The organism is Flavobacterium plurextorum (assembly GCF_002217395.1).
GTDB classification, from domain to species: Bacteria; Bacteroidota; Bacteroidia; order Flavobacteriales; family Flavobacteriaceae; genus Flavobacterium; species Flavobacterium plurextorum.
This window is the reverse complement of the sequence record NZ_MUHD01000014.1, coordinates 49,564-73,749: the sequence shown is the minus strand read 5'-3', so window position 1 is coordinate 73,749 and position 24,186 is coordinate 49,564. Positions and strand designations below refer to the sequence as shown.

The 24,186-nt window shown below is 32.6% G+C and carries 24 protein-coding genes and 1 tRNA gene; 13 read left to right on the top strand and 12 right to left on the bottom strand.

Features of this window, described 5'->3' with window-relative positions; all coding sequences use genetic code 11:
- Positions 1-24: 24 nt before the first annotated feature.
- Both B0A81_RS07010 and B0A81_RS07005 read right to left on the bottom strand, forming a co-directional pair.
- Positions 25-627 (bottom strand): DUF937 domain-containing protein, encoded by a 603-nt coding sequence (locus B0A81_RS07010; RefSeq protein ID WP_089057358.1) that lies wholly within the window; start codon positions 625-627, stop codon positions 25-27.
- A gap of 273 nt (positions 628-900) precedes the next feature.
- On the bottom strand, positions 901-1,401 hold the full coding sequence (locus B0A81_RS07005; protein WP_089057357.1) for a DUF456 domain-containing protein: 501 nt from the start codon (positions 1,399-1,401) through the stop codon (positions 901-903).
- 202 nt (positions 1,402-1,603) lie between these two features.
- On the opposite strand from B0A81_RS07005, the gene B0A81_RS21540 reads away from it, so the two are divergent.
- Both B0A81_RS21540 and B0A81_RS06995 read left to right on the top strand, forming a co-directional pair.
- Positions 1,604-1,834, top strand: coding sequence for a hypothetical protein (locus B0A81_RS21540; RefSeq protein WP_123922166.1), 231 nt, complete (start codon positions 1,604-1,606; stop codon positions 1,832-1,834).
- Positions 1,835-1,882: 48 nt separating this feature from the next.
- Complete coding sequence (locus tag B0A81_RS06995; RefSeq protein WP_089057355.1) at positions 1,883-2,368, top strand: hypothetical protein; 486 nt, start codon at positions 1,883-1,885, stop codon at positions 2,366-2,368.
- A gap of 16 nt (positions 2,369-2,384) precedes the next feature.
- On the opposite strand, the gene B0A81_RS06990 is transcribed toward B0A81_RS06995, so the two are convergent.
- Both B0A81_RS06990 and B0A81_RS06985 read right to left on the bottom strand, forming a co-directional pair.
- The gene (locus B0A81_RS06990) at positions 2,385-3,488 is read right to left on the bottom strand and encodes a glycosyltransferase family 2 protein (RefSeq protein WP_089057354.1); all 1,104 of its coding nucleotides are present in this window, start codon (positions 3,486-3,488) and stop codon (positions 2,385-2,387) included.
- On the bottom strand, positions 3,485-4,429 hold the full coding sequence (locus tag B0A81_RS06985) for a lysylphosphatidylglycerol synthase transmembrane domain-containing protein (RefSeq protein WP_089057353.1): 945 nt from the start codon (positions 4,427-4,429) through the stop codon (positions 3,485-3,487). The genes B0A81_RS06990 and B0A81_RS06985 overlap by 4 nt, the downstream gene beginning before the upstream one ends.
- 104 nt (positions 4,430-4,533) lie before the next feature.
- Here B0A81_RS06985 and ruvC point away from each other — a divergent pair, with 104 nt between their 5' ends.
- The 7 genes from ruvC (at position 4,534) to B0A81_RS06950 (ending at position 9,420) form a co-directional block, all read left to right on the top strand.
- Complete coding sequence (ruvC, locus tag B0A81_RS06980; RefSeq protein ID WP_026982724.1) at positions 4,534-5,088, top strand: crossover junction endodeoxyribonuclease RuvC; 555 nt, start codon at positions 4,534-4,536, stop codon at positions 5,086-5,088.
- 201 nt (positions 5,089-5,289) lie between these two features.
- Positions 5,290-6,444 carry a radical SAM family heme chaperone HemW gene (hemW, locus tag B0A81_RS06975; RefSeq protein ID WP_089057352.1) on the top strand — a complete coding sequence of 385 codons (1,155 nt, stop codon included), beginning with the start codon at positions 5,290-5,292 and terminating at the stop codon, positions 6,442-6,444.
- Positions 6,445-6,531: 87 nt separating this feature from the next.
- Complete coding sequence (locus B0A81_RS06970; RefSeq protein ID WP_089057351.1) at positions 6,532-7,332, top strand: cyclase family protein; 801 nt, start codon at positions 6,532-6,534, stop codon at positions 7,330-7,332.
- Between the two features lie 144 nt (positions 7,333-7,476).
- Entirely contained in the window at positions 7,477-7,878 is a 402-nt protein-coding gene (locus tag B0A81_RS06965) for a GNAT family N-acetyltransferase (RefSeq protein ID WP_089057350.1), read from the top strand.
- The gene (locus B0A81_RS06960; protein ID WP_089057349.1) at positions 7,875-8,225 is read left to right on the top strand and encodes a DUF4260 domain-containing protein; all 351 of its coding nucleotides are present in this window, start codon (positions 7,875-7,877) and stop codon (positions 8,223-8,225) included. The genes B0A81_RS06965 and B0A81_RS06960 overlap by 4 nt, the downstream gene beginning before the upstream one ends.
- 6 nt (positions 8,226-8,231) lie before the next feature.
- Entirely contained in the window at positions 8,232-8,600 is a 369-nt protein-coding gene (locus B0A81_RS06955) for an MmcQ/YjbR family DNA-binding protein (protein ID WP_089057348.1), read from the top strand.
- Positions 8,601-8,709: 109 nt separating this feature from the next.
- Positions 8,710-9,420: a PH domain-containing protein gene (locus tag B0A81_RS06950; protein ID WP_089057347.1), complete on the top strand. Its 711-nt coding sequence runs from the start codon at positions 8,710-8,712 to the stop codon at positions 9,418-9,420.
- Between the two features lie 111 nt (positions 9,421-9,531).
- Here the strand turns inward: B0A81_RS06950 and B0A81_RS06945 are convergent, their stop codons facing one another.
- On the bottom strand, positions 9,532-10,632 hold the full coding sequence (locus B0A81_RS06945; protein WP_089057346.1) for a DUF4407 domain-containing protein: 1,101 nt from the start codon (positions 10,630-10,632) through the stop codon (positions 9,532-9,534).
- A gap of 233 nt (positions 10,633-10,865) precedes the next feature.
- Between B0A81_RS06945 and B0A81_RS06940 the strand changes: the two genes are divergently transcribed.
- Positions 10,866-13,676, top strand: coding sequence for a TonB-dependent receptor (locus tag B0A81_RS06940; protein ID WP_089057345.1), 2,811 nt, complete (start codon positions 10,866-10,868; stop codon positions 13,674-13,676).
- A gap of 75 nt (positions 13,677-13,751) precedes the next feature.
- The gene (locus tag B0A81_RS06935) at positions 13,752-14,810 is read left to right on the top strand and encodes a phytase (RefSeq protein ID WP_089057344.1); all 1,059 of its coding nucleotides are present in this window, start codon (positions 13,752-13,754) and stop codon (positions 14,808-14,810) included.
- A 124-nt stretch (positions 14,811-14,934) separates the two neighbouring features.
- On the opposite strand, the gene pckA is transcribed toward B0A81_RS06935, so the two are convergent.
- Positions 14,935-16,539 carry a phosphoenolpyruvate carboxykinase (ATP) gene (gene pckA / locus B0A81_RS06930; RefSeq protein WP_089057343.1) on the bottom strand — a complete coding sequence of 535 codons (1,605 nt, stop codon included), beginning with the start codon at positions 16,537-16,539 and terminating at the stop codon, positions 14,935-14,937.
- A 205-nt stretch (positions 16,540-16,744) separates the two neighbouring features.
- Entirely contained in the window at positions 16,745-17,131 is a 387-nt protein-coding gene (locus tag B0A81_RS06925) for a DUF423 domain-containing protein (protein WP_089052459.1), read from the bottom strand.
- Positions 17,132-17,316: 185 nt separating this feature from the next.
- Here B0A81_RS06925 and B0A81_RS06920 point away from each other — a divergent pair, with 185 nt between their 5' ends.
- Complete coding sequence (locus tag B0A81_RS06920) at positions 17,317-18,681, top strand: saccharopine dehydrogenase family protein (RefSeq protein WP_089057342.1); 1,365 nt, start codon at positions 17,317-17,319, stop codon at positions 18,679-18,681.
- A 186-nt stretch (positions 18,682-18,867) separates the two neighbouring features.
- On the opposite strand, the gene B0A81_RS06915 is transcribed toward B0A81_RS06920, so the two are convergent.
- The 5 genes from B0A81_RS06915 to B0A81_RS06895 all read right to left on the bottom strand — a co-directional run bounded on the left by B0A81_RS06915 (position 18,868) and on the right by B0A81_RS06895 (position 23,977).
- Positions 18,868-20,331 carry a M56 family metallopeptidase gene (locus B0A81_RS06915; RefSeq protein WP_089057341.1) on the bottom strand — a complete coding sequence of 488 codons (1,464 nt, stop codon included), beginning with the start codon at positions 20,329-20,331 and terminating at the stop codon, positions 18,868-18,870.
- Entirely contained in the window at positions 20,328-20,702 is a 375-nt protein-coding gene (locus B0A81_RS06910; protein WP_089057340.1) for a BlaI/MecI/CopY family transcriptional regulator, read from the bottom strand. Before B0A81_RS06910 ends, B0A81_RS06915 begins: the two co-directional genes overlap by 4 nt.
- The gene (locus tag B0A81_RS06905) at positions 20,699-21,661 is read right to left on the bottom strand and encodes a DUF6624 domain-containing protein (protein WP_089057339.1); all 963 of its coding nucleotides are present in this window, start codon (positions 21,659-21,661) and stop codon (positions 20,699-20,701) included. Before B0A81_RS06905 ends, B0A81_RS06910 begins: the two co-directional genes overlap by 4 nt.
- Positions 21,662-21,672: 11 nt before the next feature.
- Complete coding sequence (locus B0A81_RS06900; protein ID WP_089057338.1) at positions 21,673-22,098, bottom strand: toxin-antitoxin system YwqK family antitoxin; 426 nt, start codon at positions 22,096-22,098, stop codon at positions 21,673-21,675.
- Between the two features lie 490 nt (positions 22,099-22,588).
- Positions 22,589-23,977 (bottom strand): dipeptidase, encoded by a 1,389-nt coding sequence (locus B0A81_RS06895; protein WP_089057337.1) that lies wholly within the window; start codon positions 23,975-23,977, stop codon positions 22,589-22,591.
- A gap of 109 nt (positions 23,978-24,086) precedes the next feature.
- Between B0A81_RS06895 and B0A81_RS06890 the strand changes: the two genes are divergently transcribed.
- A tRNA-Leu gene (locus B0A81_RS06890) sits at positions 24,087-24,168 on the top strand.
- Positions 24,169-24,186: the final 18 nt, after the last annotated feature.

The window sequence follows — 24,186 nt, the reverse complement described above, 5'->3', positions numbered from 1 at the left end:
TACTTTGTAAGACGGGATTTTTTTTTAGAATGTAAAAAAGTTATGTCCGAAAAGTGTAAAAATAGATCTTCCTATGTTTTGGTTTTTATCTTCAACGTTTTCATAACATGAAAATCCTAAAATTATCTTGATTCCTGGTTGAATACTATTTAAGATATCCCTTTTTTGCTCTTCTAATAGTAATTTTAAACTATCTAGTAATTGCAGATTATTTTTAAGATAAGAGATAACTAAAAGAGCAGAAAAATTAAGAATTTCTCGGGCTGTTTCGCTTTTAATACCAACTTCATTCGAAATCATTTCAGAAATCCGCCCTTTTTTATTGGTGAAAATTTCTTTCAGCAAAACATTTCCTTCTATACGGTAGCAGTCATCTACTGATAATATTCGTCCTGAATTGAAATCGACTTCCTGATAAAAAGTCGAACTATCTTCAACAAGTGATACAATATCTTTATAAAAACCAGATTCCTCCGCTTTATTGTACAGCCCCATTAAAACTGTACCTATTGAAACATCGATTCCTTTTATTAAAAGCGCATCATTTTCAAAATAAAATTTGTTAAGCTTTGAAACAACATTAGAAGAAATAAAACGTCTAAGTTCAATTTGTAGGTTTGGGGTCATACTATTAACTTATTAAAAATAATTATTTAAAGTCATTCAAAATAATCGACAAAGTGAGGCTTTTTATCGTTTATCGTGATAAAAATATAAAATATTCTAACATATCCAAAAAATTAGTTAAAATTTTACCGATGACATTTATACGTATTTACAAAAAAGAACGCGGGTCTCAATAAACATAAAGCCTTGAGAAGCACACTAAAAAAATAAAATTTTAAGAAAATAATCGAGAAAAATTAAAAAATAAGAAAAAGCTTAAATAAATTTTAACATTTAAAACAATAGGGAGCGATTCTGCCAAACTACAGTTATGAAAATACCTAGATAAATCATACAAAACATAAAATTTATAAAACTAGAGGCTAAAAACCCAAGAAGTGAACCCGTCGCTGCTTTAAAAGCACGTTGATGGTTTTTAGAATCATAAAGCATCTCTCCTACTAAAGCACCAACAAAAGGACCAATAATTACACCAAACGGAATAGGTGCAAGAATCCCAACTACCAAGCCAATATTAGTTCCCCAAACGCCGTAAGAACTGCCTCCAAATTTCTTAGTTCCTTTGGCTGGAATTATATAATCTAAAACTGTGATAATTATCGTCAGCAGCAATGTAATTCCCAATACCCAATAATTGTTCGCAACAGCTTTTGTCAAATACAATAAAAGCAAACCTACCCAACAACTTGACAAACCAGGCAAAACAGGTAAAAAACTCCCAAAAATGCCAATGATTATGCATATAAAACCAAGTGCCAACAATAATAAATCCATATATTTTTTTTGTAATTTTGTGCTTACAAACTTGCAGCGAAATTAGTAAATGAATCGTCTCTCACAATTTATTGTTTTTTTAGTTCTGTTTTTTTCGAGCAGCATGAGTTTATGCGCACAAACGAAAAAACTTTCACCTGAAGATCAATTTCTTCAGGACAGCATTTATAAAAGTAATAAGAAAAAAGTTCAAAATTTCTCTATGAAAGAATTTGATACGCTTTTCTTTGAATTTTTTAATCGAAAAAACGATCCTAATATTGTTCTAAGTAAAACAGAGTTTTATAATTACACCGTTCGAATTGCCGCTTTTTCTGATCGCCTTGCTCACTTATATCCTGATCAGAAGCAAATTGCAGAACAAAACAAAGAACAATGGCTTTCAGAACGCTATGAAGATTATCTTCAATACAAAGCTTCTCAAAAAAAATAATCGTATTTTTATACCATAATTTTCATTGTTCAATACAACGTCATAATCTTGAAACATTTTTTCCTTCTTATAGTTATTCTTTTTTTTAATTCTTGTCAATATTTTGAGAAGCAGGTTCCGTCTGAAAAAGAATTGCTTCAAAAAGAATTAAAATCTATAAACTGGAAAGAAGTTGACGAATATCCAACCGTAGCAGACTGTGAAAAAATCAGCGATAAAAAACAACGCCAAAAGTGTTTTTTTGATGTTATGTCAACCCTGATTCAAGAAAAACTAAATGTTGACAGTTTATCGATAATGTATCCTGAACTCGACACTATCGAGGTAAAAGTAACCATTTTTCCAAATGCTGTTATGAAATTTGAACCTCAGTTTCCTAAAGATTCTGTTGCTTATGATACTATAAAAATTGACAGTATTCTTCACGCACGTTTGGTTAATTTCCCAAAAATAAATCCAGCGATAAAACGCGGTATTCCAGTAAAAACGCAATTTATTTTACCCGTTATTCTTAAAGCAAAAGACGAGAAATAGTTTTCTCTAAATAAGTTTAGCTTCTAAATCGTCGATCTTTCCATTCATAAGATCCAAATAAGCTGTACAAAGCTACTGTTGAACTAAAAAAGGGATAAAACAAACTACTAAGCAAAAGACTTTTTATTCTATTTTTTGATAAAAATTTATTGGTTGCATAAAGCAGTACGAAATCTATTAGAAACTTTAAAAAAGCACCTAAAACAAATACGGAATAAGACCAAAATCCTAATAGGAAACAGAAAAAACCAATTACAAAACTCAAATTTCCAAAGAAAACAATTAAACCTAAAAGCTTTCCAAAACTACTTTTATAAGAACTTGTTTTGGCAGCCCAGCGTACTCTTTGATAAAATAGTGTTTTCCAGTTTTCTGTTGGTTTTGTAATTACAATCGCTTCTTCAGCTTTTAAATAGCGAACCTCATTTGGGAATTTTTCAATCGATTTTTGAAGCAAAAAAACATCATCTCCGCTCGCAATTTTATCATTTCCTTCAAAGCCATTCAGCTTTTCAAATATTGATTTTGTGTAGGCAAAATTGGCTCCGTTACACATAAAACCTCTATTTAAACCAAAACTTCCAATAGTTGCACCTTGTAAACTGGTTAAATCTAATTGCTGAAAATCATGTAAAAATGAATTCTCACATTCATACGTAACCGCTCCTGCAAGCATTGAAACTTTATTTTCCTGAATATAATTATCAAAAGTTAAAAGCCAGTTTTGAGGTACAATACAATCTGCATCTGTTGTAATAACCCAATCCGTTTTTACATGCCGCATTGCGGTTGTAATTGCATCCTTTTTGGGAGAATTTGAAACCCGAATATTGTCAATTTGTGAAATGTGAAATGTGAAATGTGAGACTTCAAACTTTTCAATCGAAGAATCATCAACTAAAATCACTTCAAACAAATCTGTTGGATAATTTAATTTCGAAAAGCTGTTTAACAAATTGGGTAAATTCTCAGCTTCATTTCGAAACGGAACTATAATCGTAAAGGTTGTTTTTGGGTTTAAATCTGTTTTTTGATATTGCTTTACTTTGAAAAAACCATAAACAAGTATGCTAATACTAATCACGTAAATGGTTAATATGCCAAAAAAAACAAAAATCATTCTGCTGTTTTGGTTTTAAAATTCAATACAAAGTAGCTTCCCAAAACTACTGGTAAAACAACGTTTAGAAACCACATTAAAGTACTGATGAAAATTACAATCCACTCGTTTACACCCAGAATTCCGAAGAAATAAATAGCAACACTTCCTTTTACAGCAAAATCTAAAAATTGAAATGTTGGCAATGAAGAAGCCAGAAAATAAACAGACGTAATAGCTGCCATCAAAGTTAAATAAGGCAAATCGACATCAAAACCTAAAAACAAAAAGTAGTATTGATGTGAAAAAACCAAATAGCGGCAAATTCCTAAAAAGATGTTTTTTTGATGAATTGACTTCGGAATTTCATTGATTTTATGAATCAGTTTTTCAATCGAATATCCTTTTACTTTTATTTTTTTTATAGAAAATAAAACGATCAAAATAAGTAAAAATCCTCCAAACAAAATTAAAACTGTTTTTGTCGTTATCACATTAAACTGTGCATTGAAATACAGCAATCCGAAAATCCCAAAAATGATCGTTAAAATCATTTGGATTCCGTTGCAGATTAAGTTCAAGAAAACTACTTTTTTTGCATCAGATTTTGGATAATACAATGCTTTCCCTGCGTACTCTCCTACTCCATTTGGTGTAAAAATTCCTGCGGTTAAAGCCGCCAAAACTTGTTTTGTAGATTCGTAAACAGAGATTTCATGAATTACTTTGGCAAGATTCTGCCATTTTAAAATTTCAAAATAGCGATTCAAAACGCTCAAAAGTAAAATAAATGAAATCCCTAAAACCGACTGATTTTTTCGGAACAAAACAATAAACTTATTCCAGTCTAATTTGTCATTGTTTGCCAGCTGATTGTAGATAAAATAAAATGCACCGCCTACAATCAAAAGTTTGACTAGAAGAACAAGGAATTGCTTAGCTTTGTGAGGAATTGAAATCATGCCGCAAAAGTAATCAATTTGGAAATGTGGCAATTTGAAAATGAGAAAATGAATCGTTTTGATTTTCAAAAAACTTGAAACTTGAAACTTGACACAAAAAACAATTGACAAAAGAACGCATCATATTAGGTATTGACCCTGGAACCACAATTATGGGTTTTGGATTGATAAAAGTTATCAATAAAAAAATGGAGTTTTTGCAATTAAACGAATTGCAATTGTCCAAATACGACAATCATTACCAAAAATTAAAAATCATTTTTGAACGTACCATAGAATTAATCGAAACGCATCATCCGGACGAAATCGCAATTGAAGCACCTTTCTTTGGAAAAAACGTACAATCGATGCTGAAATTGGGTCGCGCACAAGGTGTTGCAATGGCCGCAGGACTTTCGAGAGATATTCCGATTACAGAATACGAACCAAAAAAGATAAAAATGGCGATTACCGGAAACGGAAATGCCAGTAAAGAACAGGTTGCCAAAATGCTGCAACAGCTTTTAGGTTTAAAAGAATTACCTAAAAATCTAGATTCAACGGATGGTTTGGCGGCTGCAGTTTGTCACTTCTTCAATTCAGGAAAAATCGTCGCGGGAAAAAGTTATTCAGGTTGGGATGCTTTTGTGAAACAAAACGAGGACAAAGTGAGGAAATGAGTCAATGTGCCAATTAGAAAATGAGAGAATGTGTCAATTTGATAATTAGATAATTTTGTAAACCGTAAATAAATTATCTATTTTTCTAATGCCAGTGTTCCCAAATTAAAACAATTCAATGAGATAATTAAATAATTTATAGACAACGAAATGTATTATCTAATTGACTAATTACCTAATTATCTAATTATCTAATTAAAAATGTCCGGAATTTATATTCACATACCATTCTGCAAACAGGCTTGCCATTATTGCGACTTTCATTTTTCGACTTCGATGAAAAAGAAAGATGAAATGGTTTTGGCTTTAGCCAAAGAAATTGCCATGCGCAAAAATGAGCTTCTCGACTCCGCTCGAAGTGACAATGAGATTGTAGAAACTATATATTTTGGCGGCGGAACTCCTTCTGTATTGTCAAATGAAGAAATAAATTTTTTAATTTCTGAAGTTTATAAAAATTATACCGTTTCAGAAAACCCTGAAATCACATTAGAAGCAAATCCGGATGATTTATCTGCTGAACGAATTCTAGAATTATCTAAAAGTCCTATAAATAGATTAAGCATCGGAATTCAGTCTTTTTATGAAGAAGATTTGAAGATGATGAATCGCGCTCATAATTCGGCAGAAGCCAAAAAATGTTTAGAAGAAGCTACGAAGTATTTTGATAATATTTCACTTGATTTAATTTATGGCATTCCGGGAATGAGTGACGAAATGTGGAAACAAAATATTGAAACAGCTTTAAGTTTTGGTGTTCCGCATATTTCGAGTTATGCATTGACGGTTGAACCGAAAACAGCTTTAAGCAAGTTAATTCAAACTGGTAAAATTGCTGAACCGCAAGACGAAGCGGCTTCGAATCATTTTATGATTTTGGTGGATACGCTCCAGAAAAATGGTTTTATTCATTACGAATTATCCAATTTTGGAAAAGAGAATTACTTCTCCAAAAACAATTCGGCTTACTGGCTTGGTAAAAAATATATCGGAATCGGACCTTCAGCTCACAGTTATGACGGCGAAAAAAGAGGCTGGAATATTGCCAATAATTCATTGTATTTAAAAGCAATTCAAAACAATGAACTTCCTATAGAAACGGAAATTTTGACTATTTCTGATCGTTATAACGAATATATAATGACGGGATTGCGAACGATTTGGGGCGTTTCTTTAGAAAGAATTGAAAATGAATTTGGTTTGGAATATTTAAATTATCTCAAAAAACAATCTCAGAAATTTTTAGATGACGATTTACTTTCTATTGAAAACAACATTCTAAAACCAACTCCAAGAGGAAAATTCTTAACGGATGGAATTGCTTCAGATTTATTTTATTTAAATTTGAGCGAGTAAGAATTGAACGCTGATAAAACGGATGCAAGCAACGCTGATAAATCCGTAAAATCTGCGTTAGAATATCCGTAAAATCCGTGTTCCATTATGCTAGCAATTATTGACAATAAATATCAGATCGACTTATCAAAACCTATTGATATATCGATTCCATTGACCAATACAGAGGAAAATCCGATTGCTTGGTATATCGAAAAACCAGTTATTGAACCTGTTGTTTTTGGGGACTGGATTGGAAAAGTTTCTGAAGGAAAATCATCTACGAATTTTAATAATGTATTCTTCAATCCGCATGGGCATGGAACTCATACGGAATGTCTGGGACATATTACGAATGATTTTTACAGTATCAATCAATCTTTAAAACAGTTTTTCTTTTTTGCTAAATTGATTACGATTGAACCTGATAAAATTGGAGATGATTATGTAATTACTAAAGAACACATTTCGACTTCGCTCAATGTGACATTATCGGGGAGCGCTTCTCCCGAAGCCTCAGGACCGATCAGCTTGACAAACGAAGCATTAGTAATTCGAACGCTTCCAAATCAAAAGGATAAAAAATCAAGAAAATACTCCAATACAAATCCGCCTTATTTATCTGAGGAAGCCGCAATTTTTATCCGCGAAAGCGAAATTCAGCATTTATTGATCGATTTACCAAGTGTTGACAAGGAACATGACGAAGGAAAATTGTTAGCCCACAAAGCATTTTGGAATGTAAAAGACACGCATAATCTTAATTCTGATGCAAGATTAAATGCCACAATCACGGAAATGATTTATGTTCCAGATGAAATTGAAGATGGAAATTATATACTAAATCTTCAAATCGCTTCGTTTGAAAATGATGCAAGTCCATCAAAACCAATTTTATATAAGATTTAATGAGGTTGCCACTAATTACAAGAATTTGCACTAATTTCTTTTTTTATTTTGCCACAGATTAAAAAAGATTTACACAGATTTAATCTGTGGCAAAAAATTAATTCGTGAAAATTTGTGCAATTTGTGGCAAAAAAACAATAAACTATGATTACTGTTTCAACAGATAAAACCAAACTTAACATTCCGTTTATTCAAAACTTTTTGAAAGATATCTATTGGACTGCTCCAAGAACGATTGAAGAAGTACAGATTGCAATTGATGCTTCATTTTGTTTTGGAATCTATTTAAATAACGAGCAAATTGGTTTTGCGCGCGTGATTACTGATTATATTGTTTTTGCTTATGTAATGGATGTTTTTATTACGGAAGAACACCGCGGAAAAGGATATTCTTCGATTTTAATCGAAACGATGATAAACGAACAACAGCTTCAAAATGTCAAACTTTGGAGATTAGCAACAACGGATGCTCATTTTTTATATGAGAAATTTGGTTTTACAAAACTGAATCATCCTGAAAAAATGATGGAAAAAATAATCAAATGAAAACAGTCTTAAAACTCGAAGAAGCAGCTTTATTTATTTTCGGAATTTTTCTTTTTAACCTTTTAAGTTATGAATGGTGGTGGTTTTTAGCATTAATTTTAGCTCCAGATTTATCCATGCTTGGGTATCTTTTTGGAAATAAAACCGGCGCATTATTTTATAACATATTTCATCATAAAGGAATTGCGCTTTTAGTTTATGCTTTAGGGTGTTATTTAAACATTGAAAGTATTCAATTAGCTGGAATTATTTTATTTTCACATTCGGCAATGGATCGAATATTTGGTTACGGATTGAAATATGAAAAAGGTTTTAAATACACGCATTTAGGTGAAATTGGTAAATAAGAAATTATGAATTTAGAAACGTTTTATGAATATTGTCTTTCAAAAAAGGGTGTGAGCGAACATTTTCCTTTTGATGAAGATACTTTGGTTTTTAAAGTGGGCGGAAAAATGTTTGCTTTATCTTCTCTATCACAATGGGAAAAAAACGAACAATCGGTGAATTTAAAATGTGATCCCGAACGTGCACAGGAACTCAGAGCCGAATATGATGAAATACAACCCGGATTCCATATGAGTAAAGTGCACTGGAATACGGTTGCTTTAAATGGAAATTTACCCATTAAATTTGTAAAAGAACTAATTGACCATTCTTACGAATTGGTTTTCAAAAGTTTGACAAAGAAAATTCAGAATGAAATTATCGACCCGAGGTAAATTTTTTTACCGAACTGGCGGAGCAATTAGAAAATTAGGCATTACATTTGCACGGTAAGAAAAAAACTTAGCAACTTGGTTACTGTGTAACTTAGCAACTTATAAAAATATGAAAGAACAATTTAAAAAATTTCTTAACGAAGAACAAGATCCGAAAGCGATTGAAAAAATCACTTCAAAACTTACAGATTTATTGATGAAAGGCGAAGAAGTTGGATATATTGCAGTGCAAAAAAAACCTGCAATTACTGTTTTTCCTGACAGCATTGTATTAACAAACAAACGTATTATCATCTGTCAACCTAAAAACTTAGGTCTTTCTATGGATTTTATAGATTATACCTGGGATGATATTGATAGTGCTTTTGTAAAAGAAAACATTTTAGGTTCTGAATTTTCATTTAACACCAAGACAGATCTAGCTATTTCTATAGATTATATTCCGAAAATTCAGGCTAGAAAAATTTACACTTACGCTAAAGAGCAATTAGATATTTTAAAAAATCCAGTTGTAACGGCAACACCAATTGAAGAAATTGTTGAGCCAGAATACGAAGAAGAAATTGAAGAAGTAGAAGAAATTGAAACTGAAGAAGTAACAAGTTTTGCCGAAATTTTACCAGCGGCACCAATTTATACTGAAACGTTCGAACCACTTCCAACTCAACCAAGCCAGCCTGCCGGCGAGCGCAAATTAGCTGATTTATCTAAAGAAGAACTTTTTGACAAATTACAGAATTACAAAAAACTTCTTGATAATGGTTTAATCATGCAAGGCGAATACGACACTTTTAAAAAAGAAATATTGAGTTATATGTAAGTCTTAAAGTCTTTTGACTTTGTCTCAAATAAAAAAGCCAGAAATAGATTCTATTTCTGGCTTTCATTTTTTTAAGTCTCTACTGCGACTTTCACACTTTTGACTTTCAGACTAAAGTGTAGCTTTTTGTTTTTCTACAAAACTATTCGATTGTAATTCCAATAACTCTTTTGCATTTTTTCGCTGTAAATCGAACAGTCCTTTATCTTCGGCAATATCTGCATATACTTTATCATGCATTTCGGCACTGGTTTTAACTAATAAATCACGTTGGTATTTATTCTGAGCCAAAGTTGCTTTCATAGCCGTTTCAGCTTCTTCCTGTTTAAAATCAAACTCGCCTTTTGGTGCCAATAATTTGGCTATAATTGGAGACGTTTCAATTGCCAAAAACAACAGCATTATAAAAAACGAAGGTAACCAAGGTAATTTATTCAATGCATTTATGCGCGCCATTAATCCGTCAAAACCTTCTATAATGGGCTGAGTCTGCGAAACTTTTTTATCTAAATCGGCTTGCAATTGTTTACCAGATTTTTCTTTGTCTGCAATTTTTGCTTCGTTTGCTGCTTTTAGAGTTTCATATTCCTTTAAAGCTGCATCGTGTTTTTCGCGTTTTTCTTTATAAACTGGTCCTTTTCCTAGTTTTTTAGTTCCGGCAGTTCCTTCCGCTTCTGTAATATAAGTTGAATATAAAGCATTAACTTCTTTCTCCTTTTTTACAATATCAGCTTTTAGAGCAGCGATCTCTCCTTTGTTTTTGTCTAAATCCGATTTAAAATAGGTTCCAATTTGTTTTTTATTGGCCAATTCCATTTCGTTTTTTTCCTTCAACAAAACAGTATTGATTTCTTTTTCGAAAATTTTAATTTCTAATGGTTTTGAAATTACGATCGCAATAATAATTGCCAGCATAATTCTAGGTGTTGCCTGTAGAAATTCGTCAAAAAAACGGTCTCTCTTCTTGATCGTAGAGACAATAAAACGATCTAAATTGAAGATTAACAAACTCCATACAAATCCAAAAATTATAGCAGGATAAATAGAGTCAAAAACAGTAAAAAGCGCGTAAGCACTGGCAAGAAAAGCCATAACTGCGGTAAAGAAAACAGTAGCGCCAATACCAACATATTTGGTTTGTTCGCCTTCAGAGCAGCCTTCGAGTAAATCTCTGTCGGCTCCAGAACATAAGATGAAAAATTGTTTTAACATGATTGATGATTTTTGATTGTGATTGATAAGGCAAATTTAGCGCCAAAAATTCAAATCTGACATAAATACTTGATTTCTTTTTACTTGGAACAAATATCAACTACAATAAATGTTATTTTTACATTAATAAATTTTAACTTCATCAGACTAATTATAACGTTTTGTTAATTTTTTTAAAGGGTTTTAGTAATACTTAGGTTCTAGTTTCGCAACCAAAATCAAACTAAAAAACAATGAAAAAATTCTACTTATTACTAACGTTTTTATTTTTGGCCTTTTCTGGGTTTGCTCAAAAAGCAATAATATCAGGAAAAGTATTGGATATAGACGACAAACTTCCGCTTCCGGGAGCAATGATTCAAATAACAGGTGAAAACAAATACACTGTTTCAGATTACAACGGACGTTTTGAATTATTAAACATTAACGCCGGTACTTATAAAGTTGAAGTAAAATATATTGGTTACACGGCAATAACTAAAGAAATTACTGTTGAACAAGGCAAAAACAATGTACTTGATTTTGCTCTTAAAACTTCAGGAACAGAACTTAATGAAGTTGTAGTCGGCGACATTTTAAAAGGTCAGGCTAAAGCTTTGAATCAACAAAAAAACAATAAAAACATCGGAAACGTAATTTCATCTGACCAAGTGGGACGTTTTCCTGACGCCAATGTTGGTGACGCTTTGAAACGTGTTCCAGGTATTACAATGCAAAATGATCAAGGTGAAGCTCGTAATATTATCATTAGAGGACTTGCCCCATCTTTAAACTCAGTTACTTTAAATGGTGACCGAATTCCGTCTGCAGAAGGAGACAATAGAAATGTACAAATGGATTTGATTCCTTCTGATATGATTTCGACTATTGAGGTTAACAAGACTTTGACTTCAGATATGGATGCTGATGCAATTGGAGGTTCTGTAAACTTGATTACAAGAGCAACTCCAAACGGAGAAAGAATTTCGGCAACTTTGGCTGGAGGTTATTTGCCAATTCGTGAACACGCTTCTTATACAGCAGGTTTAGTTTATGGAAATCGTTTTTTGGATAACAAACTTGGTGCTGTTTTCAGCGGATCGTACAACAATGTTGATTATGGTTCTGACAATATCGAAAACGAATGGGTAAAGGACGATTTCGGAAATGAATATCTTCAAGCTTCTGAAATTAGAAAATATGATGTACAGCGTATTCGTCGCAGCGGATCTGTTGCTTTAGATTATAAATTTAACGAAAATAATACCATTTTTGCGAATGCTATTTACAACTGGAGAGACGATAGAGAAAATCGTTTCAGAACTACTTATGATGATATTGAACCTATTTACAATGGTGAAAAAATTACTGGTTTTGAAGGTCGTGTAAAACGTCAAACAAAAGGAGGTGCTGACAATAACCGAAATAAAAACAGAAGATTAGAAGATCAGCGTGTACAAAACTATTCTATTCGAGGAGAACATTTGATTAACTCAAAATTAGATTTAGATTGGTCAGCAAACTATGCAAAAGCGAGAGAATATCGTCCGGAAGAACGTTATATCGAATACCGTCAAAAAGGTTTAGAAATGATGGAAGATTTATCTGATCCAAGATTTCCTTTATTGACAACTGTTGGAGAATCTACAGATAAATTCAAATTTGATTCTGTTACAGAAAACACAGATGAAACAAGCGAAAGTGAATTTGGAGCAAAAATTAATATCCGTTTCCCTTTTACAATCATTCCTTCTGAAAAAGGAAGACTTAGAACTGGTCTTAGACTTCGTTTGAAAGAAAAAGAAAGAAACAATAATTTCTATTCTTATGAACCAATCAATGACGGAATGGAATTATTATCTGAAGTTCCAACTAGTTATTTTGATGGAAAAAACTTTAATCCAGGAAGTAAATATGTACCAGGAACTTTTGCTTCTAAAGATTTCTTAGGAAGTTTAGACTTAAACAATGCATCATTATTTGATAAAGAAACTGATCCTGCTGAATATTTGGCTGTTAACTATAATGCTAAAGAAAGTATCTATGCGGCTTATGTAAGATGGGATCAAGATTTTAATGATAAACTTTCGATGGTTTTAGGTTTCCGTGTTGAAAATACTCACATTGATTATACAGGAAACAGAGTTTTAGATGAAGAGGAATTAGAAAGCCAAATCAACACTACAAACTCTTACACTAATTTATTGCCAAGTATTTCATTTCAATATAATGCTACTAAAGATTTAGTTTTGAGAGCCGCTGCAACAACCGCGCTGGCAAGACCAAACTATTATGCATTAGCTCCTTATGTAAACAATATTGCTGCTGATAAAGAGATCACTGCAGGAAATCCTGATCTTGACGCTACTTACTCATACAATTACGATTTCATGGCTGAGAATTATTTCAAATCAGTTGGTTTGATTTCTGGAGGTGTTTTCTACAAAAGATTAAACGATTTTATCTACAACTACAGCGACAATCAATACGACAGAGCAAAATTTGCTGCTGATTTTCCAAATCAGATAAACCCAATTCCTGCTGGCGAAAACTGGTCATTTTTACAATCTAGAAATGGTGATAAAGTTGATGTTTACGGATTTGAAGTTGCTTTTCAACGTCAGTTAGATTTCCTTCCTGGTAAATTCTTAAAAGGTTTTGGTATCTATTTAAACTATACATACACTAAATCTAAAGCAAAAGGAATTTCTGATGAAGATGGAAACGAAAGAAACAACATCAGTCTTCCGGGAACAACTCCTCATATGTTTAACGGATCTTTGTCTTGGGAAAACAAACGTTTTTCTGCTAGAATTTCAACCAACTTTACTTCTGATTATTTAGATGAATTAGGTTCAGAATCTTACAAAGACAGTTACTATGACAAACAGTTTTTCTTAGATGCTAATGCTTCTTTCAAAATTACAAAACAGCTTCGTGTTTTTGCTGAAGCAAACAATTTAACAAATCAGCCTTTGCGTTATTATCAAGGAGTTTCTACTCACACCAAACAAGCTGAATATTACCAAGCTCGTTACAATTTTGGATTGAAACTAGACTTGTAAAATCAATTATAAAAAATATTAAATTAGACAGAACTCAGCGGTTCTGTCTAATTCATTTAAAATAAAATACCAAAAATGAAAAATAAATCGATACTTGCTTTCTTACTTATAAGCCTTGCCTTTACTGCTTGTAAAGACGATAAATTAGCCTCAATTCAGCCAAATGCAGTAAAACCAACAACTGTTACCGAAGCTTTGCCACATGATACTGATGATCCTTCGATATGGATTCACCCAACTGATGCTTCAAAAAGTATTATTGTGGGAACAGATAAAGATTCTGACGGAGCTTTATATGCTTTTGATTTGAATGGAAAAATCCTTAAAAAATCAATTCCTCTAAAACGTCCAAATAATGTTGATATCGCTTACGGATTAATCATTGACGGGAAAAAAGTAGATATTGCGGTTACAACAGAACGTGAAAGCAACAAAATTAGAATCTTCAGTTTGCCGGATTTAGAACCTATTGATAATGGCGGAATCGAAGTTTTTGAAGGTGAATCTTTGCGTGATCCAATGGGAATTTCTTTATATACACGACCAAGCGATCAAAAGATTTTTGCTATTGTAGGAAGAAAAACAGGACCTTCTGGAAGTTATTTATGGCAATATGAACTTTCTGGAAACGGAAAATTTGCTGTGGCAAAAGTGGTTCGCAAATTTGGAACTTACAGTGGAAAAAAAGAAATTGAAGCTATTGCAGTTGATAACGAGTTAGGCTTTGTTTACTATTGCGACGAACAAGTTGGAATTAGAAAATACAAAGCTGATCCTGCTTTAAATGACAATAAAGAATTAGCTTTTTTTGGTCAAAAAGATTTCAAAGCTGATCATGAAGGAATAGCAATTTACAAAAAAACAGATTCTACAGGTTATATTCTAGTATCCAATCAACAAGCAAATTCTTTTATGGTTTATCCGAGAGAAGGTGCAAACGGAAATCCAAACAATCATCCTTTATTGGCCGAAGTTCCAACTTCAACAATTGAATGTGATGGAGCTGATGTTACAAGTGTAAACTTAGGTCCAAAATACAAAAACGGACTTTTCGTAGCGATGAGCAACGGAATGACTTTTCATTACTACACTTGGGATTTAATCCAAAAACGTATTGACGAAGGGAAGAAATAGTTTTTTGTTTCAAGTTTCAGGTTCCATGTTCAACCCAAAACTTGAAACTTGAAACTTGAAACAAAAAAAAGCTGTTCGTAATGAACAGCTTTTTTGTTTTGAATTAAAAAAATCCCCCTTATTCTTATTCTATAATCGGTGCGCCTGCTAAGATTTCAGCATTGGCAAATTCTTCAAATTTCGCGAAATTAGCTTTAAATTTTTGAGCTAATTCTAACGCTTTTTTATCGTATAAATCTTTGTCTTCCCAAGTATTTCTAGGATTTAAAATTTCTACTGGAACATTCGGGCAAGATTGTGGTTTTGCAATTCCAAAAACTGCGTGATTTTTGTATTCTACATTATCCAATTCTCCGTTTAATGCAGCTGTAATCATAGCACGAGTGTACTTAAGTTTCATACGGCTTCCTGTTCCGTAAGGTCCACCAGTCCAACCAGTGTTTATTAACCAAACTTTTACATCAGCATCTTTCATTTTTTTGCTTAACATCTCAGCGTATTTTGTTGGATGTAAAGGCATGAAAGGTGCTCCAAAACAAGCAGAGAAATTAGGCTGTGGTTCTGTAACTCCAGCTTCAGTTCCTGCTACTTTTGCAGTATATCCAGAGATAAAATGGTAAGCCGCCTGTCCTGGAGTTAATCTAGAAATTGGAGGCAAAATTCCAAAAGAATCTGCTGTAAGGAAAAATATATTTTTAGGATTATGTCCAATAGATCCCGGCTGAATATTATCAATATGTGTTATTGGGTAACTTACACGAGTATTTTGAGTAATTGAAACATCGTCAAAATCTACCTCGTTTGTTCCCGCTTTGAAAACCACATTTTCTAAAAGCGCTCCTTTTTTGATTGCTCTAAAAATGTCTGGTTCATTTTCTTCAGATAAGTTAATTACTTTAGCATAACAACCGCCTTCAAAATTGAAAACCGTATTTTCAGCAGTCCATCCGTGTTCATCATCTCCAATTAACTTACGTTCTGGATCTGCAGATAAAGTTGTTTTTCCTGTTCCTGATAAACCAAAGAAAATTGCTGTATCGCCATCTTTACCAACATTGGCGCTGCAATGCATTGGAAGTGTATTTTTGAAAACTGGAAGAATGAAATTTAAGGCCGAAAAAATTCCTTTTTTCATTTCTCCTGTATAACCTGTTCCTCCAATAAGTGCTACTTTTTTAGTAAAATCTAAAATAGCAAAATTAGACTGACGTGTTCCGTCTACAGCAGGATCTGCCATAAAACTTGGTGCACAAACTACAGTCCATTCTGGAGTAAAGTTCGCTAATTCAGACTCTTCAAGTCTTAAAAACATGTTATAGCAAAACAAGTTCGACCAAGCAGTTTCTGTAACGACTCTAACATTTAGTCTGTAATTTTTATCAGAACAAACGTAAGAATCGCGAACGAATACTTCTTTGTTTGATAAAAACTTTGTTACCTTATTATATAACTTATCAAAAGCTTCTGGCGAAAAAGGGATATTTACATTTCCCCACCAAACTTTATCTTCAGTTATACTGTCTTTTACAATAAAACGATCTTGTGGAGAACGTCCTGTAAACTCACCTGTGTTGATTGCCAAAGCACCTGTAGAGGCTTCAACACCTTGTCCTGACTGCACAGTTATAGCATGCAGTTCATCTGCACTTAACTGGTACCGAACCGTTGCATTTTCTATCCCCAATTCTTTTAACGAAATCGATTGCGCAAAAAGTGTGTTATTGTCCATAAATTTAATGTTGTGTGTGTTATTTTTTTGGTGCACAAATATAATTATACCTGATACTTAAGACATTACTCTCAAGTTTTGCAAATTGTTATATTTTTTATCGATGCTGACAAAAAACAATAAAAATTCACATAAGTAACATTATATGTTATTTATGAGACAAAATTAAAGATTTAATTTTAGATAGGATTTTTTATTCGAGATTTTATGATTTTTTCCTCAAAATAGCAAGAAATAACACCAACCAACCAAGAATTAATAAGAAACCTCCCAAAGGTGTTGCGAATACGATAATTTTAAAGTCAAAAACTGTCAAGCTTTTTGTAGCCAATAAATAAATAGATCCGCTAAATAGAATTACTCCTGCAACTACAAGATTATAGATTGTTTTAACAGTTTTTTCGGCAATTTCTTTTCTTGTTGAAAGAAAAAGTAAAAAAAGCGCATGATACATCTGGTAACGAACACCAACTTCAAAAGTATTTAGTTCTTCTATCGACAAATATTTCTTTAATAAATGTGCTCCAAAAGCTCCAAAAATAATTGCTATCATTCCAATAAAAGCGCCTGTTAAAACTATTTTTCTTTTCATTTTTATAAACTTTTAATATTTACACAAAAATACCTCTTCCTATCCAATTTTCATTTTACTTTTAAAGATATTTCATTTAATAATTGCATTTATAAGTTTCATTGCGAATAAAAAAAATATCATTTTTAAAATTATATTTGTTATATTTATAACATTTTAATATGTTTGTGTTAAATAATTAAGTTATGAGAAGCATTTTAATAATTGGAGCAGGCAGATCAGCATCTTCTTTAATACGCTATTTACTTTCAAAATCTGAAAGCGAAAACCTGCATCTTGTTGTGGCCGATTTATCTTTGGCTTTAGCCGAAAAGAAAACACAAAAACATCCTAATGCAACTCCAATTGCTTTAAATATTTTTAATACAAACGAAAGACAAGCTGCAATTGAAAAAGCTTCAATTGTGATTTCAATGCTTCCGGCACATTTACACATTGAAATTGCAAAAGACTGTCTTCAATTTAAAAAACATTTAGTTACCGCCTCTTACATAAGCGATGCTATGCAGGCTCTTGATGAAGAGGTAAAGAAGAACAATTTAATTTTCATGAACGAAATTGGTCTTGATCCCGGAATTGATCACATGAGTGCCATGAAAGTTATTGACGAAATTAGATCAAAAGGAGGTAATATGCTTCTTTTTGAATCGTTCTGCGGAGGCTTGGTTGCTCCTGAATGCGATAATAATTTATGGAATTACAAATTTACCTGGGCGCCTCGAAATGTAGTTTTGGCCGGCCAAGGCGGTGCAGCAAAATTTATTCAAGAAGGAACTTATAAATATATTCCATACAGCGCTTTATTTCGCAGAACTGAGTTTCTAGAAGTAGAAGATTACGGAAAATTTGAAGCTTATTCTAATCGTGATTCTCTTAAATATAGATCCATATATGGTTTAGACGATATTTTAACCTTGTATAGAGGGACAATTAGAAGAGTAGGTTTTTCTAAAGCATGGAATATGTTTGTGCAGCTTGGCATGACTGACGACAGTTACATCATGGAAGATTCTGAAAATATGAGTTACCGACAATTTGTGAACTCTTTTCTTCCATATCACCCAACGGATTCTGTAGAAATTAAAACGCGATTAATTTTAAAGATTGATCAAGATGATATCATGTGGGATAAACTTTTAGAATTGGATTTATTTAATCCAGACAAAAAAGTAAACCTGCCAAATGCCACTCCTGCTCAAATTTTAGAAAAAATATTGACTGACAGCTGGGCTTTGAAACCAGAAGATAAAGATATGATTGTAATGTATCATAAATTTGGATACGAGCTAAACGGCGAAAAGAAACAAATCGATTCGAAAATGGTTTGTATTGGCGACGATCAAACTTATACCGCAATGGCAAAAACAGTTGGTCTTCCTGTTGCTATGGCAACTTTGCTGATTTTAAACGGAAAAATCACAACTCCGGGAGTACAACTTCCTATAAAAAAAGAAGTTTATTCGCCTATTTTAAATGAATTAGAAGAGCATGGAGTTATTTTTAATGAACAAACTATGCCTTATTTTGGATATAATCCGGATTTATTTTAAATCCGATACGAATTGTTTTTTTTTAGAATTTTTTAGAATTTTTTTTTTAGTTTATTTTATCCGCTTCCAGATATTTCTGAAAGCGGATTTTTTTTTCTTTTTAAAGTACCAAAGGTTCGGAGGCACATAATGACAAAGGTTTTGTTAAGTCTTCAGCACATTTGAACCTTTGAACCTCAAAAAAAACTATTTATCAGATTGAATCGTAATTGGCAAACTGTACATCGCAGCAACCGGCTCACCATTAACTTTACCCGGTACCCAGTTCTGAGAAAGCTTAAGCACTCTAATTGCTTCATCACCTGTTCCGTATCCAATATCTCTTAATAATTTAAAATCCGTTAAAGCCCCATCCTTTCCTACTATAAAAGTAATAAAGACCTTCCCCTTTAATTTCACATCTACAGGAGTCACAGGTGTTTTATAATTCTGTCCAACAAACTTATAAAACGCCTCAATTCCTCCAGGATAAATTGGATCCTCACTTAAATCAGTTGTTTTATAAATAGTACCTTCCGCTTTTTTAACTTTTTGATTTTTTGGATCATATAAATCAATTTCTATTGTATCCGGACCACCTTTTTCGATTTTCGCATCGATCTCATCTTTACTTGGAAAAGTGCTTAATCCACCTAATAAATTCGGCACTGCTTTCTTTTCTGCCGGAGTAAGCTCTTTGTATTTTTTCTCCGTCACCACAACTCCTTTATCATTTTTTATTTTAAAAGTTGTCTTATCGTAATAAGCCGAATAGAAACCTTTTTTTGGCGCGGTTTCATTATTCCCTTTTACTTCTTGCGCTACGGTCTTAGTACACAAAAAATACACAAGCCCAGTAAATAATGGTAAAATAATTGTCTTTTTAAAAAATCCCCTTGAAGGAGATGTCGTGGTTGTCATCATAATTAATCTTTTTTTAGTTACAGAATAGTTCAAATTACTGGCCAAGTAATATACCGGATTTTGATTCGCCTTAGACAGTAATAAGTTCTGGTAATACGAAACATTGTTATGTGATTTTACAACTTTTTCATCAGCAAGAAATTCATGATTTAGTTGTATTGCTTTTTTATAGAAGATAAAAATTGGATTGAACCAAAAAATATTTTTAATTATTTCAATCAGTAAAATATCCAGCGAATGTTTCTGATTTACATGAATTAATTCGTGCGTAAATAATTCCGTTTCTATTTTATTGTTTTGATACTCTACTTCATTTATAAAAATGGTATTCAAAAAAGTATACGGCAGCGTCTGTTCTTGCAACAAAACCAATGTTGCTTTTTGATGTTTTATTTTTACACCCGCTTTTGATTTTTTTATCAATTTATACAAGTTCACTGTAAATCTGAAAAATAAAGCAGCAGTCACTATCCCATATAAAACCCAACCGAGAATCAAGTAAAAAGGAGTTTCCTCTTTTACAATACTTGAGGTAATCTGCTCCGGAACAACTACACTATTATTTGTCGTACTTGCAACTTCTTGTATAATTTCAATTGTAATAAAAGGCAATACAAAGGAAACCAGAATACTAAAAATTAAGAAAAACCTATTAAACTTATGAAATTTTTCTTTTTCTAAAAGCAAATGGTAAGCTCCAAGAAGCACACACAACGCTACTGTCGATTTTACAAAAAAGGCTATCATTTTTTCTTTCTTTGAATTTCTGAATCAATTATTTTTCTTAGATCTTCTAATTCTGAAGTTGATAAATTCGTTTCGGTTGTAAAAAACGAAGCAAATTGCGAGGCCGAATTATTAAAGAAATTATTAATCAACCCTTTCACATGTTTAGAGAAATAATCTGTTTTTTTTACCAGCGGATAATATTCTCTAGAATTCCCAAATTCATTGTAGGCAACAAATTTCTTATCAATCATTCGTTTCAAAAGCGTTGCAACAGTTGTCGTTGCAGGTTTTGGTTCTGGATACGCTTCTAACAAATCTTTCATAAAAGCCTTTTCAAGCTTCCAAAGATGCTCCATTAATTGTTCTTCTGAGTTTGATAATTGTGTCATTTTTTAATATTTTCAAGTTTTTCTAATTCAGGTAATTCCTTCTTATAAGCCTCGAGATTCCAATCGATATTCATTTTTGCAGCATATTCTGCTATAGTGCCAAGTCCAACTTCGGCACGTCTTTTATCTACATTATCAGGATCTATCAAAGGCGAAATATACCATTGATTTGTCTTTTTATTTTTTGCTGACTGACTTCCATAAATTTGATGTTTACCTTCTCGTAAAGCCACTCTATCTTCCAAATATGCTAAGTTCGCCCGGCTTGCGTTCCCTTTTTTTACTGCTTCTCTCATCATTGGTAAATACTTTTGCTGATATTTTAAATCAGAATGCTGAATAACCAGAAACAAGGTTTGATTTGCCTGTGCTCCTATTTTATCTTTTCCAACCCAGCCTTTTTCATCCAGTATTTTCATAACCTTTACAAGATTAATACTGTCTTTTTTATTCATTATTTTACCAATGCTGTCAATTTTTCTTTTATCAGATGCAGGATCTTTATAAACTTTCATAAATTCTCCTCGAATACCCTGATCATCTGCATAAATATCTAAAAGCTCCTTTTGCAGCGGTTTATCAAAATTTACACTAAGATTATCTACTTTTTTCTGAAGCTTATCAATTGTTTTCTCCCATTCTTTTTTATCATGCAGCGTTTTCAGATCATTATCTATTTTTATATGTGCAATATTTTCATATCCATTATCAATTGCCAAATCCAACCACTTAAAAGCTTTTTTATCATCATTGTTCAAAGCCGCCGAACAAGCAGCATTGTACAAATCTGAAGATGATTTGTGTTCAATTTCGAATGCCTTTTCATAATAAGCAACAGAATTTTTAAAATCTTTTACCTGATAATAAGAATCTCCTTTTGCAACAAAATCCTTGTAGGTTTGAGATTGCATCAAACCGATATTCAACGTAATAAAAAAGAAAGAAATTATTTTTTTCATAGATTTTAAAATTAACGTTTTATTTTTTGTTCCGATATTAATTTGCCGTTATTATAGTTTCTTATTTCTTTTAATTTCCCTTTATCCGAATAGAATTTCCATTCTCCAAAATAAAACCAATGTGCCAAACCTCCATTAAATTCAAGTTTCGTTTTTCCTTCCGATTCTAGCTTTCCGTTTTCGTAATAACTTTTTACGATACTTATTCCTTTTTTATGCTTCTCTGTTTTGTAGATTTTCCCGTCAATATACATTCTCCACTTTTTTACAGGAACATCATGTTTATAATATTCATAGGATTTGTATCTAACATTATCCTGTTTATAATCGTCTATCCAAACGCCTTCTCTTTTCTTATCAATCCTCTGATTAATTGCTTTGGGTTTGCAACCCAAAAGAATCAGTCCGCAAAAGAATACTAAAAATAGGTTTTTCATATTATTTAAATTCTACACTTATAGACATTGCTCTACAAATGTAGAATTAAATTTTAAATATGCAAGTTTTTTTTTAAAGGTTCTGAGATTCTAAGTTACTAAGGGACTAAGGCTTTAGGTTCAAAGAGGCAGAGATTCAAAGGAACAAAGGTCTTTTCCTTCTTTGCCAAAGCTTAAAACTTTGACAAAAATTCTGAAAATAAAATTGCAAGAAACAGAGAATACTCCTAAATAAATTGCCTTCAGCTTTAGCTGAAGGTTTATAATAAAGACAAGAAATGGCTTTAGCCAAACTGCATTTTATACAATTAAAACAAAATCAATAATAATTCGGCTAAAGCCAATGTCAATCTCTTTTAAAACCCCCAGCTAAAGCTGGAGGCAATTGAAAAAACCTTTGAACTTTTCAAAAAAAAATCCGCTCATTTCTGAACGGATTCTATATTTATGATATTAAACTTCGTGTTTCAACACCTTCGCGGTAAAACTCTTATTTACTTAATTCTACAAAATACTTGTAAAACAACGGAATAGTCTCAATTCCTTTCAAGTAATTAAAGATTCCAAAATGTTCGTTTGGCGAGTGAATTGCATCAGAATCCAAACCAAATCCCATTAAAATAGTTTTGCTTTTTAGTTCTTTTTCAAACAAAGCCACAATTGGAATACTTCCTCCAGAGCGAACTGGAATTGCAGGAACTCCAAACGTTTCAGTATATGCTTTATTTGCAGCTTGATATCCAATGCTGTCAATTGGCGTTACATAACCTTGACCACCGTGATGCGGCGACACTTTTACCGTAACTCCAGCTGGAGCAATATTAGTGAAATGTTTCGTGAACAATTCTGTAATCTCTTCCCAATCCTGATTTGGAACCAAACGCATTGAGATTTTAGCAAAAGCTTTACTCGCAATAACCGTTTTTGCACCTTCGCCAGTATAACCGCCCCAAATTCCGTTTACATCTAATGTTGGACGAATTGAGTTGCGCTCATTTGTTACATATCCTTTTTCGCCGTAAACATCATTTAAGTCTAACGCTTTTTTATATTTTTCTAAACTAAAAGGTGCTTTTGCCATTTCAGCTCTTTCTTCTGCAGATAATTCCTGAACTTTATCATAGAAACCTGGAATCGTAATATGATTGTCTTCGTCATGAAGCGAAGCGATCATTTTTGCCAAAACATTAATTGGGTTTGCTACCGCTCCACCGTATAAACCTGAATGTAAATCGCGGTTTGGACCTGTAACTTCAACCTCAACATAACTCAAACCTCTTAAACCAGTTGTAATCGATGGCTGTTGGTTTGAAATCATTCCAGTATCAGAAATTAAGATAACGTCGTTTTTCAATTTTTCCTGATTACGTTCTACGAACCAAGCCAAACTTGCCGAACCAACTTCTTCTTCACCTTCGATCATGAATTTTACGTTACAAGGCAACGTATTGCTTTGCACCATTAATTCAAGCGCTTTTACGTGCATGTACATCTGACCTTTGTCATCACATGCTCCACGCGCGAAGATTGCGCCTTCTGGATGAATCTCTGTAGTTTTAATAACGGGTTCAAAAGGTGGCGAAGTCCATAATTCTAATGGATCTGGCGGCTGAACATCATAGTGTCCGTAAACTAAAACCGTTGGAAGATTTGGATCTATAATTTTCTCTCCGTAGATAATTGGGTAACCTGGAGTGTCGCAAGTTTCGACAAAATCGCAGCCTGCTTTTGATAAACTTTCTTTTACAGCCTCTGCTGTGTCAATAACATCTTGTGAGTATGCGGTGTCGGCACTAACCGACGGAATCTTTAATAATTCGATCAATTCATTGATAAACCGATCTTTATGTTGTTGAACGTAGGACTTAATATTTTCCATTTAAATTATTTTTATAGAAATCCAAAAGTACAAAAAAGAGAATTAATAATTTTTTTGAAATTTTTCTTTGAATATTCGAAAGTATGCTTATCTTTGCACCCACAATTACGCGGATATGGTGAAATTGGTAGACATGCCAGACTTAGGATCTGGTGCCGCAAGGCGTGTAGGTTCGAGTCCTATTATCCGCACTTTACGAATGCAATTAT

Excerpts from the sequence above, each read along its gene's own strand:
- B0A81_RS06970 (WP_089057351.1), top strand. The coding sequence starts at position 6,532 with ATGCTAGCAATTATTGACAATAAATATCAGATCGACTTATCAAAACCT.
- pckA (WP_089057343.1), bottom strand. The coding sequence starts at position 16,539 with ATGGACAATAACACACTTTTTGCGCAATCGATTTCGTTAAAAGAATTG.
- B0A81_RS06960 (WP_089057349.1), top strand. The coding sequence starts at position 7,875 with ATGAAAACAGTCTTAAAACTCGAAGAAGCAGCTTTATTTATTTTCGGA.
- B0A81_RS06925 (WP_089052459.1), bottom strand. The coding sequence starts at position 17,131 with ATGAAAAGAAAAATAGTTTTAACAGGCGCTTTTATTGGAATGATAGCA.
- B0A81_RS06950 (WP_089057347.1), top strand. The coding sequence starts at position 8,710 with ATGAAAGAACAATTTAAAAAATTTCTTAACGAAGAACAAGATCCGAAA.
- B0A81_RS06985 (WP_089057353.1), bottom strand. The coding sequence starts at position 4,429 with ATGATTTCAATTCCTCACAAAGCTAAGCAATTCCTTGTTCTTCTAGTC.
- B0A81_RS06935 (WP_089057344.1), top strand. The coding sequence starts at position 13,752 with ATGAAAAATAAATCGATACTTGCTTTCTTACTTATAAGCCTTGCCTTT.
- B0A81_RS06945 (WP_089057346.1), bottom strand. The coding sequence starts at position 10,632 with ATGTTAAAACAATTTTTCATCTTATGTTCTGGAGCCGACAGAGATTTA.
- B0A81_RS06990 (WP_089057354.1), bottom strand. The coding sequence starts at position 3,488 with ATGATTTTTGTTTTTTTTGGCATATTAACCATTTACGTGATTAGTATT.
- B0A81_RS06910 (WP_089057340.1), bottom strand. The coding sequence starts at position 20,702 with ATGACACAATTATCAAACTCAGAAGAACAATTAATGGAGCATCTTTGG.
- B0A81_RS06955 (WP_089057348.1), top strand. The coding sequence starts at position 8,232 with ATGAATTTAGAAACGTTTTATGAATATTGTCTTTCAAAAAAGGGTGTG.
- B0A81_RS06940 (WP_089057345.1), top strand. The coding sequence starts at position 10,866 with ATGAAAAAATTCTACTTATTACTAACGTTTTTATTTTTGGCCTTTTCT.
- B0A81_RS06905 (WP_089057339.1), bottom strand. The coding sequence starts at position 21,661 with ATGAAAAAAATAATTTCTTTCTTTTTTATTACGTTGAATATCGGTTTG.
- hemW (WP_089057352.1), top strand. The coding sequence starts at position 5,290 with ATGTCCGGAATTTATATTCACATACCATTCTGCAAACAGGCTTGCCAT.
- B0A81_RS06915 (WP_089057341.1), bottom strand. The coding sequence starts at position 20,331 with ATGATAGCCTTTTTTGTAAAATCGACAGTAGCGTTGTGTGTGCTTCTT.
- B0A81_RS07010 (WP_089057358.1), bottom strand. The coding sequence starts at position 627 with ATGACCCCAAACCTACAAATTGAACTTAGACGTTTTATTTCTTCTAAT.
- B0A81_RS06895 (WP_089057337.1), bottom strand. The coding sequence starts at position 23,977 with ATGGAAAATATTAAGTCCTACGTTCAACAACATAAAGATCGGTTTATC.
- B0A81_RS06920 (WP_089057342.1), top strand. The coding sequence starts at position 17,317 with ATGAGAAGCATTTTAATAATTGGAGCAGGCAGATCAGCATCTTCTTTA.
- B0A81_RS06900 (WP_089057338.1), bottom strand. The coding sequence starts at position 22,098 with ATGAAAAACCTATTTTTAGTATTCTTTTGCGGACTGATTCTTTTGGGT.
- B0A81_RS21540 (WP_123922166.1), top strand. The coding sequence starts at position 1,604 with ATGAAAGAATTTGATACGCTTTTCTTTGAATTTTTTAATCGAAAAAAC.
- B0A81_RS07005 (WP_089057357.1), bottom strand. The coding sequence starts at position 1,401 with ATGGATTTATTATTGTTGGCACTTGGTTTTATATGCATAATCATTGGC.
- B0A81_RS06965 (WP_089057350.1), top strand. The coding sequence starts at position 7,477 with ATGATTACTGTTTCAACAGATAAAACCAAACTTAACATTCCGTTTATT.